The sequence below is a fragment of the Nonomuraea spiralis genome (assembly GCF_014648435.1).
Taxonomy (GTDB): domain Bacteria; phylum Actinomycetota; class Actinomycetes; order Streptosporangiales; family Streptosporangiaceae; genus Nonomuraea; species Nonomuraea spiralis.
Map to the genome: position 1 here is coordinate 415,127 of NZ_BMRC01000001.1, position 13,268 is coordinate 428,394.

Below are 13,268 nucleotides of genomic sequence, written 5' to 3' on the forward strand. Positions count from 1 at the left end.
GGCTCAGTGTCCCCCCCGGACGACGTCGCGGTGGATGCGGGGCAGCGGCACGCCGTCGTCCCGCAGCCGGAGTACGGTCTCCTCCACCATGTCGGCCGGGCCGCACACGTACACGTCGTGCTCGGACCAGGAGCGGAAGCGCCGGGTCACCTCCGGCAGGTGCCCGCGCATCCCGTCGTAGGAGGGGTCGCCGGAGACCACCGGCAGGACCTGGAGCCAGGGGAAGGACTCCTGCATCCGCAGCAGGTCGGGCAGGTCGTACAGCTCGGCCGCGGTGCGCGCGCCGTGCAGCAGGTGGATCCTGGGCCGGTGGCCCGAGGCGATGACGTGCTCGACGATCGCCTTCAGCGGGGCCAGCCCCGTGCCGCCGGCCACGCACAGCACGTCGCGGGTGCTGTGCTCGCACGGCGTCATCGTGCCCATCGGCGGCCCGAGCATGAGCGTGTCGCCGATCCTGGTGTGCCTGGTCAGCGCCGTGGACACCCAGCCGCCCGGCACCGAGCGCACGTGCAGCCTGATCGTGTTGTCCGGGCGCGGCGCGTTGGCGATCGAGAACGTGCGCCACACCCGCGGCCAGCGCGCGGTCTGCACGGTGACGTACTGGCCCGCCGTGTACGGCAGCCGCTGCTCCGGCCGCAGCGTGACCACCGCGATGTCGGGACGGCGCAGCTCGTGGTCGACGACCTCGGCCAGCCACCACGCCGGCGAGACCCCCGCGTCGGACTCGGCCGACCCGATCATCAGATCGGCCGCCGCCGTGTACGCCGCCACCCACGCGGCCTCGATCTCGTCGTTCCAGATCTCGGCGGCGAAGCGCCGGATCGTGGCCAGCAGGGCGTTGCCGACCGCGGTGTAGTGCTCGGCGAGCACGCCGTACTTGCGATGGTCCCTGCCGAGCTGCCCGAGATGGGCGGCCAGGCCGTCCGGGCTGTCCAGGCTCCACACGACCCGGGTCAGCGCGCGGAACAGCCGGTCGCGCTGGACGTCCATGGCGGGCGGAAACATCCCTCGCAGGTGCGGGCTCTCGGCGAACAGCCGCCCGTAGAAGTACGCGGTCGCCTTGTCGGCCACGGGCTCGACGAGCGAGAAGCTCTCCTTCACCAGGCGCGGATTCAACGACATGCACTCAACCCCACCCCATTGGGCCGGAAAGTCGATTCCGGCCGCGTCGTCCACCTCCTGACGGCTCCGGGTCGCGAACGCGCGGTGTGCCCCGGCACATCCCGCCCGCTCGAAAATGAGTCTTACACCACCTCTGACACGGCACAACCGATTCACCCGAATTGTGGGATGAAGTTGTTGAAAGCCGAATGCGAATACAATTAATGTTTGTTTTCCCCTTTTCCGGCTTTTCCCGCCGCCCGGCGGGGGCGTAGCATCCGGCCATGGCAGTCCTCCATCCCAGGCGGGTGGCCTGGGAAGGCGCCCACACGTTCGTCTCGGCCGCGACCACGGACGCCTACTGGTGGCTCAGCGACGCGGTCGGCCACTACCTCGGGCTCATGTACCAGCTCCAGCTCTGCCAGACCCGGCTGCGCCTCCAGGCCGAGGCCGACGCCTTCTACGCCGAGGCCGGCGCCTGGCGGGCCCGCCTGGACGAACTGGTCGACACCGGCCCCGGCGCCGCCTCCGTCCTCACCCAGCTCACCGCCGAGACCTCCGCGCGCCTGCCCTGAGGCGTCCCCACCGGTGGGAGGACACCGGTGGGAGGACATCTGTGGGAGGGGTGACATAAGGGAAACGGTGTGCGCCATGATGGGCACTGCGGCCGTCGCCGGTGACCGGCTGGTGGCGGCACGCGCTCCGCCGTGCCCCCTGGAGTCCGCATGTCCCGACCGCTGATCGGCATCACCGCCTACCTCGAAGCCGCCCGCTGGGGCGACTGGGTACGCGAGGCCGTGGTGTCACCGCCCTCCTACGCCAAGGCGATCGAGCGGGCCGGGGGCGCGCCGGTGGTGCTGCCGCCGCTGGGCCCGCACGGCATCGGCGACTACGTCGGCGGCCTGTCCGGCGTCGTACTGGCCGGGGGCGTCGACCTGGCCGCCGGCACCTACGGCGGCGAGCAGGACGAACGCGCGGCCGAGCCGCAGGCCCACCGCGACCGGTTCGAGCTGGCCCTGGCCAGGGCCGCGATCGCGGCCGACCTGCCGATCCTGGCGATCGCGCGCGGCATGCACGTGCTCAACGTCGCCCAGGGCGGCACCCTGATCCCGTGGCTGCCCGAGGTGCTCGGCCACGCACGCCACGGCGAGCCCGGCGCGGCCCACAACATCCAGGTGAGCGCGTCGAGCAGGCTCGGCAAGGCCGTGGGCGACCACGTCGAGGCGGTCGCCCCGCACCACCAGTCCGTACGCCGCCTGGGCAGCGGCCTGCTCGCGGTGGCCTGGGCCGACGACCAGATCGTCGAGGGCGTCGAGCTCCAGGGCCACCGGTTCGGCGTCGGCGTCCAGTGGCATCCCGAACGCGCCACCGACAATCGGCTCTTCCATGCGTTCGTCGAGGCGGCCCGCTAGGCTGCGATCATGCCGCTGCACCCCCAGGCGCGGGACTACGTCGCCCTCTACCCGTCGGATCTCAACACCGACCTGGCCACGCTCGACCTGGCCACGATCCAGGAGATGCGCGCGCAGGACGGCTTCGCGGCCTACAGAGGCCCGCTCCCCAAGCTCCCGTTCGTCCGCGACGAGCTCGCCGGCGAGGTGCCGATCCGGATCTACCGCGCCGACCCCGGCGACGGCCTGCTGCCCGTCGTCGTCTACTTCCACGGCGGCGGCTGGGTCTTCGGCAGCGTCAGACGCAACGACGCCGTCGGCCGCGACCTGGCCGTGCGCACCGGCGCCGTGGTGGTCTCGGCCGACTACCGGCTGGCCCCCGAGCACCCCTTCCCGGCCGCCGCCGACGACGCCTGGACCGTCGTACGCGACGTCTTCGCCAGGCCCGCCTTCTACCAGAGCAACGGCAGCGTGGCCGTGGTCGGCGACAGCGCGGGCGGCAACCTCGCCGCCGTCGCCGCCTGGCGGGCCGCCGGGTCCGGCATCCGGCTGGCCCACCAGGCGCTGGTCTACCCGGTGCTCGACGTGGCCATGGACACCCCGAGCTACCGCGCCTACGCCAAGGGCTACGGGCTCGACGCCGCCGAGATGGCCTGGTTCGCCGCCCGGTACGCGCCCGGCGCCGACCCGGCGGACCCGCTGCTGAGCCCGCTGCGGCTGCCCGACCTGACCGGCCTGCCGCCCGCCACCGTCCTCACCGCCGAGTACGACGTGCTCAGGGACGAGGGCGAGCACTACGCCCGCCGCCTGGCCGACGCCGGCGTGCCGGTGGAGGCCCGCCGCTTCGACGGCGCCGTCCACGGATTCTTCGGCCTGCCCGGCCTGTTCGACCAGGCGGCCGAGGCAAGGCAGTACATCGCCGAGCGCCTGCGGGAGCATCTGTGACCTTCGACAAACTCAAGCTCGACACCCCGGCCGAGGGCGTGCTGCGCGTCACGATCAGCGAGCCGGGCCGGCTCAACGCCGTCGACATGACCGGCCACCGCGAGCTGAGCGAGGTCTGGCGCGAGGCCGACCGCGACGACTCCGTCAGGGCGATCGTCGTCAGGGGCGAGGGCACGGCGTTCTCGGCCGGCGGCGACCTGTCCATGATCGAGGAGATGACCCGCGACCACGCCACCCGGATGCGGGTGTTCGCCGAGGCCCGCGACATCGTCTACAACGTGCTCAACTGCTCCAAGCCGATCGTCTCGGCCGTCCAGGGGCCGGCCGTGGGCGCCGGGCTCGCCGTGGCGCTGCTGGCCGACATCTCGGTCGCCGGCCGTACGGCCCGGATCATCGACGGCCACACCCGGCTCGGCGTCGCCGCCGGCGACCACGCCGCGATCATCTGGCCGTTGTTGTGCGGCATGGCCAAGGCCAAGTACCACCTGCTGCTGTGCGAGCCCGTCACCGGCGAGCAGGCCGAGCGCATGGGCCTGGTCAGTCTGTGCGTCGAGGACGACCAGGTGCACGACAAGGCCATGGAGATCGCGGTCCGCCTCGCCCAGGGCTCCCAGGAGGCGATCAGGCTGACCAAGTACTCGCTCAACAACTGGCTGCGCCTGGCCGGCCCCGCCTTCGACGCCTCGCTGGCCATGGAGTTCCTCGGCTTCACCGGCCCAGACGTGGTCGAGGGCGTGCGCGCGGTGCGCGAGAAGCGGCCCCCCGCGTTCGGCTGAGCCGGGCGGTCGTACCGGGCGGGTGTGCCGGTCCCGGCCTCGGGTAGGCGCAGGGTCATGACCGACGACGATGTGGTCGACCTGCTGGTGCGCCAGCACGAGAGGATCAGGAGCCTGTTCACGGAGGTCGAGAACGCCGCCCCCGAGGACAAAGCAGCGGCTTTCCAGAGGCTGGTGCGCCTGCTGGCCGTCCACGAGACAGCGGAGGAGGAGATCGTCCACCCGTACGCGCGCCGCAAGGCCGGCCACGGCGACGACCTGGTGGACGAGAGACTGGCCGAGGAGAACGCGGCCAAGGACATGCTCACCCAGATGGAGCGGGCAGGCGTCGACGACCCGCAGTTCGCGGCCAACCTGGCCACCCTGCGCAAGGCCGTCGTCGAGCACGCCGAGGCCGAGGAACGCGAGGAGTTCCCCACGCTGAGGCGGGCCGCCGGCGAGAGGGAACGGCACGCGATGGCGCTCGGCGTCAAGGCCGCCGAGGCGATCGCGCCCACGCATCCGCACGCCGGCGTCGAGACCGCGCCGAAGAACCTGCTCGCCGGGCCGCCCGTCGCGATCATGGACAGGGCCCGTGACGTGATCCGCAAGGCGATGGGCAGGGCCTGAGGGCTCAGAAGCTCCGGGGCAACCCGAGCACCTGTGTAGCGAGGTAGTTGAGCAGAAGCTCCTCGGTCACGGGCGCGACCCTCCCGATACGGGCGTCGGCCAGCAACCTGGCCACCGGGTACTCCAGCGAGTACGCCATGCCGCCGTGCGTCTGGAACGCGGCGTCTGCCGCCTCCCACGCGGCCTGGGAGGCGGTCAGCTTGGCGATGTTGGCCTCGGTGCCGCACGGCAGGCGCCGGTCGAAGGACCAGGCCGCCTTGTAGAGCATCAGCCGCGCCAGCTCGATCTTGGCCTTGACCTGCGCCAGCGGGAACGCGATGGCCTGGTTGGCGCCGATCGGGCGGCCGAACACCTCGCGTTCCTTGGCGTAGCCGACGGCCACCCGCAGCGCCACCTCGGCGCCGCCGAGCGCGGAGGCGGCCAGCAGCACCCGCTCGGGGTTGAGGATGTCCCACAACACGGCCGCGCCGCCGTCCACCTCGCCGACCACGTTCGCGGCCGGCACCCGCAGGTTGTCGACGAACACCATGTTGGACGGCGTCGTGTTCGCGCCCATCTTGGGGATCGGCCGGTAGGACAGCTGCCCGGCGGCGACCGCCTCGGGCACGTTCACCAGGAACACGGTCAGCCCGTGGGTGCGCGGCCTGGCCTCGGCCGCCGGGACGGTCCTGGTCACCAGCAACATCCAGGTGGCCCGCTGCACGCCGGTGATCCAGATCTTCTGCCCGTTGAGCACGTAGTCGCCGCCGTCGCGGCGGGCGGAGGTGGCGATCGCCAGGGAGTTGGAGCCGGCGTCCGGCTCGGTCAGGGCGAAGCACGTCTCGATCTCACCCGTGGCCAGCCGGGGCAGCAGCTCGGCCCGCTGCTCGGCGGTGCCGTGCCGGGCCACGGTGAGCGCGCCGAAGCCGGGGGTGAGCACGTACGTGAAGGCCGAGCCGCCCGCCGCGCCCGAGGACGACAGCGCTTCGGTGGCCACCGCGAGCTCCAGCAGTCCCTGCCCGCCCCCGCCGTACTCCTCCGGCACGGCCAGGCCCAGCCAGCCGCCCTTGGCCAGGTCGGCCCAGACCTCCTCCGGCCACCGCTTGTCGCTCTCGCACCGCTGCCAGTAGTCGAGGTCGTAGCGGGCGCAGATCTCGGCGACGCCGCGCTGGACGGCCTGGGCGCTCTCGGGAAGGGTGAAATCCATCACACCATCGTAGAATCTCGTTCTGTTCAGGGTCGAGGTCTGCGGGCGTGGAACACGAAGGCCGGGGGAGTGTTGCGCCAGACCGTACGTCCGGGCACGACCTCCTCGAACCGCTCGGCCAGCAGCCCACGGAACCGCCGGGCCGAGCTGAGCGGGATGGCGTGGATGTAGGAGAAGGTGGTGAAGGCCGCGCCGGGGCTCATCACCGACGTCACCGCGTCCAGCAGCTCGTGCTGCAGCTCCGTCGGGAAGGCCGCCCACGGCAGGCCGCTCACCACGACGTCGGCGTGGCTCAGCCCGCGCTCGCCCAGCAGCTCGCCCAGGCGCGCCGCGTCGGCGTGCGCCACGTCCACACCGGGGAAACGCGCCGCGAGCAGTCCCGCGAGCCGTCCGTTCACCTCGACGGCCAGGTGGTGGCCGCGCCCGGCGAGCCGCTGCTGGATCTCCGCCGTGAACGGGCCCGTGCCCGGGCCGAGCTCCACCACGGTCGGCTCGCCGCGCTCCGGGACCGGCGCGCAGACGGCCGCGGCCAGCCGGCGCGAACTGGGGGCGACGGCGCCGATCACGGTGGGGGCGCGCAGGAACTGGCCGAGAAACAGTGCGGTGTCGTTGGACATGGCCCCGAACGTACCGGGAAGATCACCCTCCGCGGTCCGCCGTCTGGACGGATCCGCGGCCAGTAGGAGGAGGCGGGGTCCTCCCAGCGGAGGATCAGGTATCGGCGGCGGGTGGATAGCGTGAGTCCATGCGTTGGCGTGGTGTGCCGCTCGATGCCCTGCTCGCGATCTCGGGCGTGGGCCTTGACCTGTTGACGACGGCCCACGCGGGCGACACCGCGTATCTGCCGGCGGCGATGAACATCCCCATGGCCCTGCTGGTGGGCCTGCCCATGGGGCTCGTACGGCGATGGCCGCTGCCCGTCACCCTCTACCTGGCCGCCTTCCTCGTCATCAGCGACCAGCTCGGCTCCTACACCTCCAACACCGCGCAGATCCTCATCTGCGTCGCGCTCGGCGTGGTCGGCTTCCGCGTCGCCTGGAAGCCCGCCCTCCTCGGCGTGGGCGCCACCGTGATGGCCACCGCGGTCAACATCGCCGACCCCGGCATCGCGATGACCGGCAACACCTGGATGTACTCGGTGCTGCTGCCCACCTTCCCCACCGTGCTCGGCGCCTACCTGCGCAGCTCGGCCGACCGGCTGGAGGAGCGCGACGTCACGCCCGACGCGCTGCTGGCCGCCGGCGGCGTGGCGATCACCGTACTCAGCACCTGGACCACATGGCACGGCGGCGCCCAGCCCGTATGGGTGATCGGCCTGCTCGCCGTGGTCGGCGGGTTGTCGCTCGGCGTCGCCCGGCGCCTGCCCGGCCTGGTCTTCCTGCTGCAGGGCGTGCTGCTCATCTCCGCCGACACCTATCTGAACGACGCCGTCAACACCTGCGTGATCCTCACGCTCATCGCCATCGGCGTCTTCGCGATGCGCGTCGACTCCTGGGCCTGGACGGCCGCCGCGTACCTCACCGGGTGCCTGCTGACCGCGATCGCCGTCGTCGGCGACGGCACCGAGATCACCCCCTTCCGCGTCGGCGTGCTGATGACCCTGGTGGCCACGCCCATCGCGATCGGCCGCTACCTCGGCATGCGGCAGGCCGCGTCCGCCGCCGAACGCCTGCGCGCCGAGGAGTCGGCCCGGCTCGCGGTCGCCCAGGTGCGCGCCGACCAGCTCGCCGAGCGCGAGCGCATCGCCCGCGACGTGCACGACATCGTGGCCCACCACGTCGGCGCCATGGTGCTGCGCGCCAGCGCCGCCCGCTACACCGCGCCCGACGGGCCGGTCGCCGACGCGCTGTCCGACATCCGCGAGACCGGCCACCAGGTGCTGCAGGACCTGCGCGACCTGCTCGACCTGCTGCGCGACCCCGACCGCGGCCCCGACCTGCTGGCCAACCCCGCCGACGTGGTCCGCGAGTCCGCCGAACGCATGGCCGCCGCCGGCCTCGTCGTCGACCTCGACCTCGACCCGGCCAGCGACCGCGCCCCGCTCATCGCCCGCGCCTCCGCCGCGCGCATCGTCCAGGAAGGTCTCACCAACGTGCTCAAACACGCCGGACCCGGCACCCGGGTCCGCGTCATCGTGGCCCCCGCCCAGGAAGGGCTGGCCATCGAGATCCGCAACGGCCGCCCGCCCACCGTCATCGAACGCCTGCCCTCCTCCGGCCGCGGCCTGGCGGGCATGCGCGAGCGCGTACGCGCGCTGGGCGGCACCCTGAGCGCCGGTCCCGACGGAGAGGGCGGCTGGCTGCTGCTGGCCAGCCTGCCCGCCAGGATCGCCGCGTGATCCGGGTCCTGGTGGCCGACGACCAGGCGCTGGTACGCGCGGGCGTACGCATGTTGCTGCAGGCGGCGGGCGACATGGAGGTCGTGGGCGAGGCCGAGGACGGCGCCGAGGCCGTACGCCTGGCCGAACGCCACGTCCCCGACGTCATCCTCATGGACCTGCGCATGCCCCGGGTCGACGGCCTGGAGGCGATCAGGCGGGTGCTCGCGGCCCGTCCGGGGGCCCGCATCGTCGTGCTCACCACGTTCGCCGAGGACGCCGACGTCCACGCCGCCCTGCGCGCCGGCGCCGTCGGCTTCCTGGTCAAGGACGACGAGCCCGAACGCATGGTCGACGCCGTACGCCGGGCCGCGACGGGCGAGCAGCTGCTGGCCCCCTCGGTGCTGCGCCGGGTCGTCGAACGGTTCCTCGCCGCCGAGGAGCAGGCCGCCGCGCCGCCGCCGTCCGGGCTGACCGAACGCGAGCTGGAGGTCCTGGCCCTGGTCGGCACCGGCCTGTCCAACGCCGAGATCGCCGAGGAGCTGCACGTGGGCGTGACCACCGTGAAGACCCACATCGCCGCCGCCATGGACAAGCTCGGCCTGCGCAACCGCATCCAGGCCGCCGTGGTCGCCCACCGCGCCGGTCTCGTGGACGCCGCCTTCCGCCCGGTCCGTCCGCCACGTGGGGGAGCGGGGGGTCATCCCGCAGGCTGACGACCGTCCGCGGCCGCCCCCGACACGATATGGGTCCTTCGCTTCGCAGAAAGGATCCACATCATGGGGGAGACCCAGGTCATGCCGCGCCCCGGCACGGCACGACAGGTGCCGGGCGGGCTGCTCCACAGCCTGCGCATCGTCATCATCGCCCAGGCCGCCGCGCTGCTCGTGGCCGCCTCGTTCGCCGGCCAGGCGGTGGCGGCGGGCGGCGGGGCGCTGTCCGAGACGCACGTCATGGCGGGCATGGTCGTGCACCTGGTGGCGCTCGTGCAGATCGTGCTGGCCGTCCTGGTCTGGCGGCCCGGACGCGGCGCCGGCTGGCCGGTGTGGGCCAGCGTCGCGCTGTTCGTCGTCGGCGCGCTCCAGCACGTCACCTGGCTGTGGCTGGGCGCCCACCTGCCCAACGGGGTGCTGCTGTTCGGCCTCATCGGGGCGCTGCTGATCTGGTCGTGGTCGCCTTCGGCCGCCAGGCGCCGCTAAGGTCTGAGGTGTGTATGTGAAGATCTGCGGGTTGAGCGAGCCCGAGCACGTCGAGGCCGCCGTCGAGGCCGGCGCCGACGCCATCGGGTTCGTGCTGACCCGGAGCCCGCGCAGGGTGACGCCGGAGCGGGCGGCCGAGCTGGCCGCGGCGGTCCCGGCCCACGTGCTGACCGTGGGCGTCTTCAGGGGGGAGGACCCGCAGACGGTCAGGGAGGCGGCGCTGGCCTCCGGCGTACGCGCCGTCCAGCTCCACGGCCGGCACCCCCACGCCGACTTCACCGCGCTCAAGGACCTCGGCCGCCCGCTCGTACGCGCCGTCGACGCCTCGGCCGACCTGCGGTGCGGCGCCTACGACGAAGACCTGCTCATCGTCGACGCGCCCCGTCCCGGCTCGGGGGAGCCCTGGGACTGGGCGGCGGTGCGCGGCCGCCCCTCCGGCCGGTGGATGCTGGCCGGCGGGCTCGACCCGTCGAACGTGGCCGAGGCCGTCGAGGCGGCCGGCCCGTGGGGGGTCGACGTGTCCAGCGGCGTCGAGACCGCGCCCGGGGTCAAGGACTCCGCCCTGATCAGAGCCTTCCTGCGCGCGGCCCGCCATGGCTGACGAGCTGGGCCGGGCCATCGCCTTCCAGCACGCCTTCGCCCGCCGCAAGTCGCCGGCCGTGCTGCCCGTCCCGGGCGGTTTCGCGGTGCTCGACGAGCGTTACCCGATGTCCCACGACGACAACAGGCTGATCGTCGAGAGCGGCCGCCCCGGGGCTGCGCTGGCCGCGGCCGAGGAGACGCTCGCCGGGCTCGGCCACCGCCTGGTGTGCGTCGACGACGACCGGCTGGGCCAGGAGTTCCGGCCCGCGTTCGCCGCCGCCGGCTACGAGCACGACACCAACCTCGTCATGGCCTTCCACGGCGTCCGCCCGGCCGCGTCCGCGCCCGCCCAGCGGCTCGGCCTGGAGGAGCTGCTGCCCGTGCTGCGCGCCGAGTGGCGCGAGTCGCTGCCGCACGCCTCGGAGCAGGTGGTCGAAGGGCTCGCCGCGCGCGCCGCGACCCGTACGGCCGGCGCCGACCGGGTCGAGTTCCGGGCCGTACGCGCCCCCGGCGGCCAGGTCGCCGCCCGCGCCGACCTCTACGTGCACGACGGCGTCGCCCAGATCGAGAACGTCTACACCGGCGAGCGCCACCGGGGCCAGGGTCACGCCCGCGCCCTGATGACCGCGCTGCTCGCCGAGACGGCCGACGCCGAGCTGACCTTCCTGGTCGCCGACGCCGCCGACTGGCCGCGCGAGTTCTACGCCCGCCTCGGCTTCGTCCCCCTGGGCCGCACCCACGCCTTCCTGCGCACCTGACCTCTCACCCCACCCAGCGGGCCAGCGCCACCGCGGCCGGCCCCAGCAGCGCCAGCACGGCCCCCGACAGCGCGTGCACCACCGTGTACGCCAGCAGCGGCGTCCCGTTCCCCGACATCCGGCGCACCGCGCCCAGGATCGCGCTCAGGCCGTGCTGGCCGGTCACCGCGCCCAGCACCAGCGGCGGCGGCAACATCATCAGCTTGGCCGCCATCGCCAGCGAGATCACCACGGGCACGGCGGCCGCCGCGACGGCGCCCAGCGCCACCTGCCAGCCGTGCCGCCCCACCAGTTCCACGGCCGCCGGTCCCGCCGACAACCCGAGCGCCGCCACGAACACGCCCAGCGCCAGCTCGCCCACCACCCGCGCCGCACCGGCGTCGTACTGCCCGAAGCGGGCCCGGCCCGCCCGTACGCGCCCGAACACCAGCCCCGCCAGCAGGCAGCCCACCGACACCGTGAGCCCGCCCGCCAGCCCCGCCACCAGTCCCGCCACGAGCCCGGCGGACAGGTAGACGACGTCGGCCCGCCTCCCCGCGTCCGCCCGCGCCCCGAGCCAGGCCGCGGCCCGGTCCACGTCCCGCTTGATGCCGGTCACCCGCACCACGTCCCCGGCGTACAGCGGCGTCCCCGGCCGGACCGGCAACCGGCACCCCACCCGGGTCACCTCGCACACGTGCAGGTCCTGCACGCCCTGGCCGGACAACCCCGCGCGCAGGGCCCGCACGGTCGCCGGGGGCCGGCCCGCGAGCATCACGTCGGCCACCTCCAGGTCCAGGTCCAGCTCCCGCCCGCCGGGCACCTCGGGCCCGATGACGGCGCACGCGTTCACCACGTCCTGGCGTACGCCGACGACCACGGCCTCGTCGTCCCGTTCCAGCAGCGTGTCCGGGCCGAACGCGATCGGGCGGCCGTTCCTGCGCAGCCGTTCCACCGAGACGCGGGTGCCCATCGCGATCTCGGCCTGCGCGACCGTCCTGCCCTCGCCGGTGGTGACCTGGTGGGCCCGGCCCAGCACCGCCGGGGGCGGCGTCTCCTCCTCGCCGTCCAGCCGCCGCCACAGCGCCGCGGCCGCCTCCGCCGGGTCGAACCGCAGCACCGCGGGCGCGGCCCTGCTCGTCAGCAGCGCGATCGTGACCAGGGCGAAGAGGTACGACAGGACGTACGCGGGCCCGAGCGCGCCCTGCGCCGACCCGATCCCGGCCGCCTGCAACGCGTCGGCCGACGTGCCCAGCGCCACCGGTCCCGCCGCCGCCCCCGCCACCAGGCCCGCCGTGGTCGCCGGGTCGAGCCCGAGCACGTCCGCGACGAGCGCCGCGGCCGCCAGCGCGCCCACGACCTCGATGACCGTGAACCAGACGTAGCGCAGGTTCGGCCCGGCGAAGGCCGCGAAGAAGGCGGGCCCGAGGGTGTAGCCGAAGGTGAAGGCGAACACCGCGAAGGCGATCACGCGTACCTGGGGGTGGACCGTGACGCCCCCGGCCAGCAACCCGACGGCGAGCGCCGCGGCGAGGGTGCCCGCCACCCCGCCGACCGCGACCCCGCGGAACCTGATCCTGCCCAGGGCGAACCCGAGGGCCAGGCAGAGGAACAGCGCGACCTCCGGCGCGTCCCGCAGCACGTCGGACTCCCAGGGCCACATCCGATCCCCCCATGCCCAGGCCGGCACCGCAGGGGGGATCGATCACCCAGCCCCTTCCCGGCCCGCGGGGCGGCGAAACCCCCGCTCACCGAGGCCGCCCCGGGCGCCCGTGGGGGCCCGTGGGGGTTCGTCAGCGGTGGGGGCGACTGTGCCGGAGTTCCACGCAGTAGGGTCTCTGCGTGAGCGAAACTTCCGCCGAGGACCGGATCTGGACGGTTCCCAACCTGCTGAGCTTCCTGCGCCTGCTGGGTGTGCCCGTGTTCCTCTGGCTGGTGCTCGGTCCCCGGGCGGACGGCTGGGCCATCGCCATCCTGATCGTGGCCGGGTTCACCGACTGGCTCGACGGCAAGATCGCTCGCGCGTTCAACCAGACCAGCAAGCTCGGCCGGGTCATCGATCCGGCGGCCGACAAGCTGTACGTGTTCGCCACCATCCTGGCGCTGCTCCTGCGGGAGGTCATCCCGTGGTGGCTGGTGGCCGTCATCGTGGCGCGGGAGATCTTCGTCGCCTGTTCCTTCCCCGTACTTCGCAAACACGGATATAAGGCACTTCAAGTGCATTTCCTGGGCAAGGCCGCCATGTTCAATCTCATGTACGCCTTCCCTCTCCTCTTCCTGGCCTCCCACACCGGGTGGTATGCCGATATAGCGCGAATTGTCGGGTGGGCCTTCGCGCTCTGGGGAACCGGCCTGTATTGGTGGGCGGGGATCCTCTACGTGGTGCAGGTCCGCCAACTCGTAACCGCGACCTCGAAGGAGTGAT

General features: G+C 73.4%; 15 protein-coding genes. 11 read left to right on the forward strand and 4 right to left on the reverse strand.

Going from position 1 to position 13,268, the window contains the following annotated elements; translation table 11 throughout:
• Window positions 1-3 precede the first annotated feature (3 nt).
• Window positions 4-1,122: a globin domain-containing protein gene (locus IEZ27_RS01870; RefSeq protein ID WP_189645573.1), complete on the reverse strand. Its 1,119-nt coding sequence runs from the start codon at window positions 1,120-1,122 to the stop codon at window positions 4-6.
• Between the two features lie 263 nt (window positions 1,123-1,385).
• Between IEZ27_RS01870 and IEZ27_RS01875 the strand changes: the two genes are divergently transcribed.
• The 5 genes from IEZ27_RS01875 (at window position 1,386) to IEZ27_RS01895 (ending at window position 4,822) form a co-directional block, all read left to right on the forward strand.
• Entirely contained in the window at window positions 1,386-1,676 is a 291-nt protein-coding gene (locus IEZ27_RS01875; RefSeq protein ID WP_125637464.1) for a hypothetical protein, read from the forward strand.
• Between the two features lie 150 nt (window positions 1,677-1,826).
• Window positions 1,827-2,513: a gamma-glutamyl-gamma-aminobutyrate hydrolase family protein gene (locus IEZ27_RS01880; protein ID WP_189645574.1), complete on the forward strand. Its 687-nt coding sequence runs from the start codon at window positions 1,827-1,829 to the stop codon at window positions 2,511-2,513.
• A gap of 9 nt (window positions 2,514-2,522) precedes the next feature.
• Entirely contained in the window at window positions 2,523-3,437 is a 915-nt protein-coding gene (locus tag IEZ27_RS01885) for an alpha/beta hydrolase (protein WP_189645575.1), read from the forward strand.
• A complete protein-coding gene (locus IEZ27_RS01890) occupies window positions 3,434-4,213 on the forward strand; it encodes an enoyl-CoA hydratase/isomerase family protein (protein WP_189645576.1) in 780 nt (259 codons plus the stop codon). The genes IEZ27_RS01885 and IEZ27_RS01890 overlap by 4 nt, the downstream gene beginning before the upstream one ends.
• Before the next feature lie 57 nt (window positions 4,214-4,270).
• Complete coding sequence (locus IEZ27_RS01895; protein WP_189645577.1) at window positions 4,271-4,822, forward strand: hemerythrin domain-containing protein; 552 nt, start codon at window positions 4,271-4,273, stop codon at window positions 4,820-4,822.
• Between the two features lie 4 nt (window positions 4,823-4,826).
• On the opposite strand, the gene IEZ27_RS01900 is transcribed toward IEZ27_RS01895, so the two are convergent.
• Together IEZ27_RS01900 and IEZ27_RS01905 are read right to left on the reverse strand one after the other, a co-directional pair.
• Window positions 4,827-6,008, reverse strand: a complete 1,182-nt coding sequence (locus IEZ27_RS01900) for an acyl-CoA dehydrogenase family protein (protein ID WP_189645578.1) — start codon at window positions 6,006-6,008, stop codon at window positions 4,827-4,829.
• A gap of 26 nt (window positions 6,009-6,034) precedes the next feature.
• Window positions 6,035-6,625 carry a class I SAM-dependent methyltransferase gene (locus IEZ27_RS01905; RefSeq protein ID WP_189645579.1) on the reverse strand — a complete coding sequence of 197 codons (591 nt, stop codon included), beginning with the start codon at window positions 6,623-6,625 and terminating at the stop codon, window positions 6,035-6,037.
• 128 nt (window positions 6,626-6,753) lie between these two features.
• Between IEZ27_RS01905 and IEZ27_RS01910 the strand changes: the two genes are divergently transcribed.
• The 5 genes from IEZ27_RS01910 to IEZ27_RS01930 all read left to right on the forward strand — a co-directional run bounded on the left by IEZ27_RS01910 (window position 6,754) and on the right by IEZ27_RS01930 (window position 10,864).
• Window positions 6,754-8,346, forward strand: coding sequence for a sensor histidine kinase (locus tag IEZ27_RS01910; protein WP_229823079.1), 1,593 nt, complete (start codon window positions 6,754-6,756; stop codon window positions 8,344-8,346).
• The gene (locus IEZ27_RS01915; protein WP_189645580.1) at window positions 8,343-9,041 is read left to right on the forward strand and encodes a response regulator; all 699 of its coding nucleotides are present in this window, start codon (window positions 8,343-8,345) and stop codon (window positions 9,039-9,041) included. Before IEZ27_RS01910 ends, IEZ27_RS01915 begins: the two co-directional genes overlap by 4 nt.
• Window positions 9,042-9,104: 63 nt before the next feature.
• Window positions 9,105-9,524, forward strand: coding sequence for a hypothetical protein (locus tag IEZ27_RS01920; RefSeq protein ID WP_229823081.1), 420 nt, complete (start codon window positions 9,105-9,107; stop codon window positions 9,522-9,524).
• Between the two features lie 10 nt (window positions 9,525-9,534).
• The gene (locus IEZ27_RS01925) at window positions 9,535-10,125 is read left to right on the forward strand and encodes a phosphoribosylanthranilate isomerase (protein ID WP_189645581.1); all 591 of its coding nucleotides are present in this window, start codon (window positions 9,535-9,537) and stop codon (window positions 10,123-10,125) included.
• Window positions 10,118-10,864, forward strand: coding sequence for a GNAT family N-acetyltransferase (locus IEZ27_RS01930; RefSeq protein ID WP_189645582.1), 747 nt, complete (start codon window positions 10,118-10,120; stop codon window positions 10,862-10,864). The genes IEZ27_RS01925 and IEZ27_RS01930 overlap by 8 nt, the downstream gene beginning before the upstream one ends.
• Window positions 10,865-10,868: 4 nt before the next feature.
• On the opposite strand, the gene IEZ27_RS01935 is transcribed toward IEZ27_RS01930, so the two are convergent.
• Window positions 10,869-12,506: an aspartate-alanine antiporter-like transporter gene (locus IEZ27_RS01935; RefSeq protein ID WP_189645583.1), complete on the reverse strand. Its 1,638-nt coding sequence runs from the start codon at window positions 12,504-12,506 to the stop codon at window positions 10,869-10,871.
• A 179-nt stretch (window positions 12,507-12,685) separates the two neighbouring features.
• Between IEZ27_RS01935 and IEZ27_RS01940 the strand changes: the two genes are divergently transcribed.
• Window positions 12,686-13,267 carry a CDP-alcohol phosphatidyltransferase family protein gene (locus tag IEZ27_RS01940; RefSeq protein WP_125637453.1) on the forward strand — a complete coding sequence of 194 codons (582 nt, stop codon included), beginning with the start codon at window positions 12,686-12,688 and terminating at the stop codon, window positions 13,265-13,267.
• Window position 13,268: the final 1 nt, after the last annotated feature.

Coding starts and splice junctions, on each gene's coding strand:
- IEZ27_RS01870 (WP_189645573.1), bottom strand. CDS start 1,122: ATGTCGTTGAATCCGCGCCTGGTGAAGGAGAGCTTCTCGCTCGTCGAG.
- IEZ27_RS01875 (WP_125637464.1), top strand. CDS start 1,386: ATGGCAGTCCTCCATCCCAGGCGGGTGGCCTGGGAAGGCGCCCACACG.
- IEZ27_RS01880 (WP_189645574.1), top strand. CDS start 1,827: ATGTCCCGACCGCTGATCGGCATCACCGCCTACCTCGAAGCCGCCCGC.
- IEZ27_RS01885 (WP_189645575.1), top strand. CDS start 2,523: ATGCCGCTGCACCCCCAGGCGCGGGACTACGTCGCCCTCTACCCGTCG.
- IEZ27_RS01895 (WP_189645577.1), top strand. CDS start 4,271: ATGACCGACGACGATGTGGTCGACCTGCTGGTGCGCCAGCACGAGAGG.
- IEZ27_RS01900 (WP_189645578.1), bottom strand. CDS start 6,008: ATGGATTTCACCCTTCCCGAGAGCGCCCAGGCCGTCCAGCGCGGCGTC.
- IEZ27_RS01905 (WP_189645579.1), bottom strand. CDS start 6,625: ATGTCCAACGACACCGCACTGTTTCTCGGCCAGTTCCTGCGCGCCCCC.
- IEZ27_RS01910 (WP_229823079.1), top strand. CDS start 6,754: ATGCGTTGGCGTGGTGTGCCGCTCGATGCCCTGCTCGCGATCTCGGGC.
- IEZ27_RS01920 (WP_229823081.1), top strand. CDS start 9,105: ATGGGGGAGACCCAGGTCATGCCGCGCCCCGGCACGGCACGACAGGTG.
- IEZ27_RS01930 (WP_189645582.1), top strand. CDS start 10,118: ATGGCTGACGAGCTGGGCCGGGCCATCGCCTTCCAGCACGCCTTCGCC.
- IEZ27_RS01935 (WP_189645583.1), bottom strand. CDS start 12,506: ATGTGGCCCTGGGAGTCCGACGTGCTGCGGGACGCGCCGGAGGTCGCG.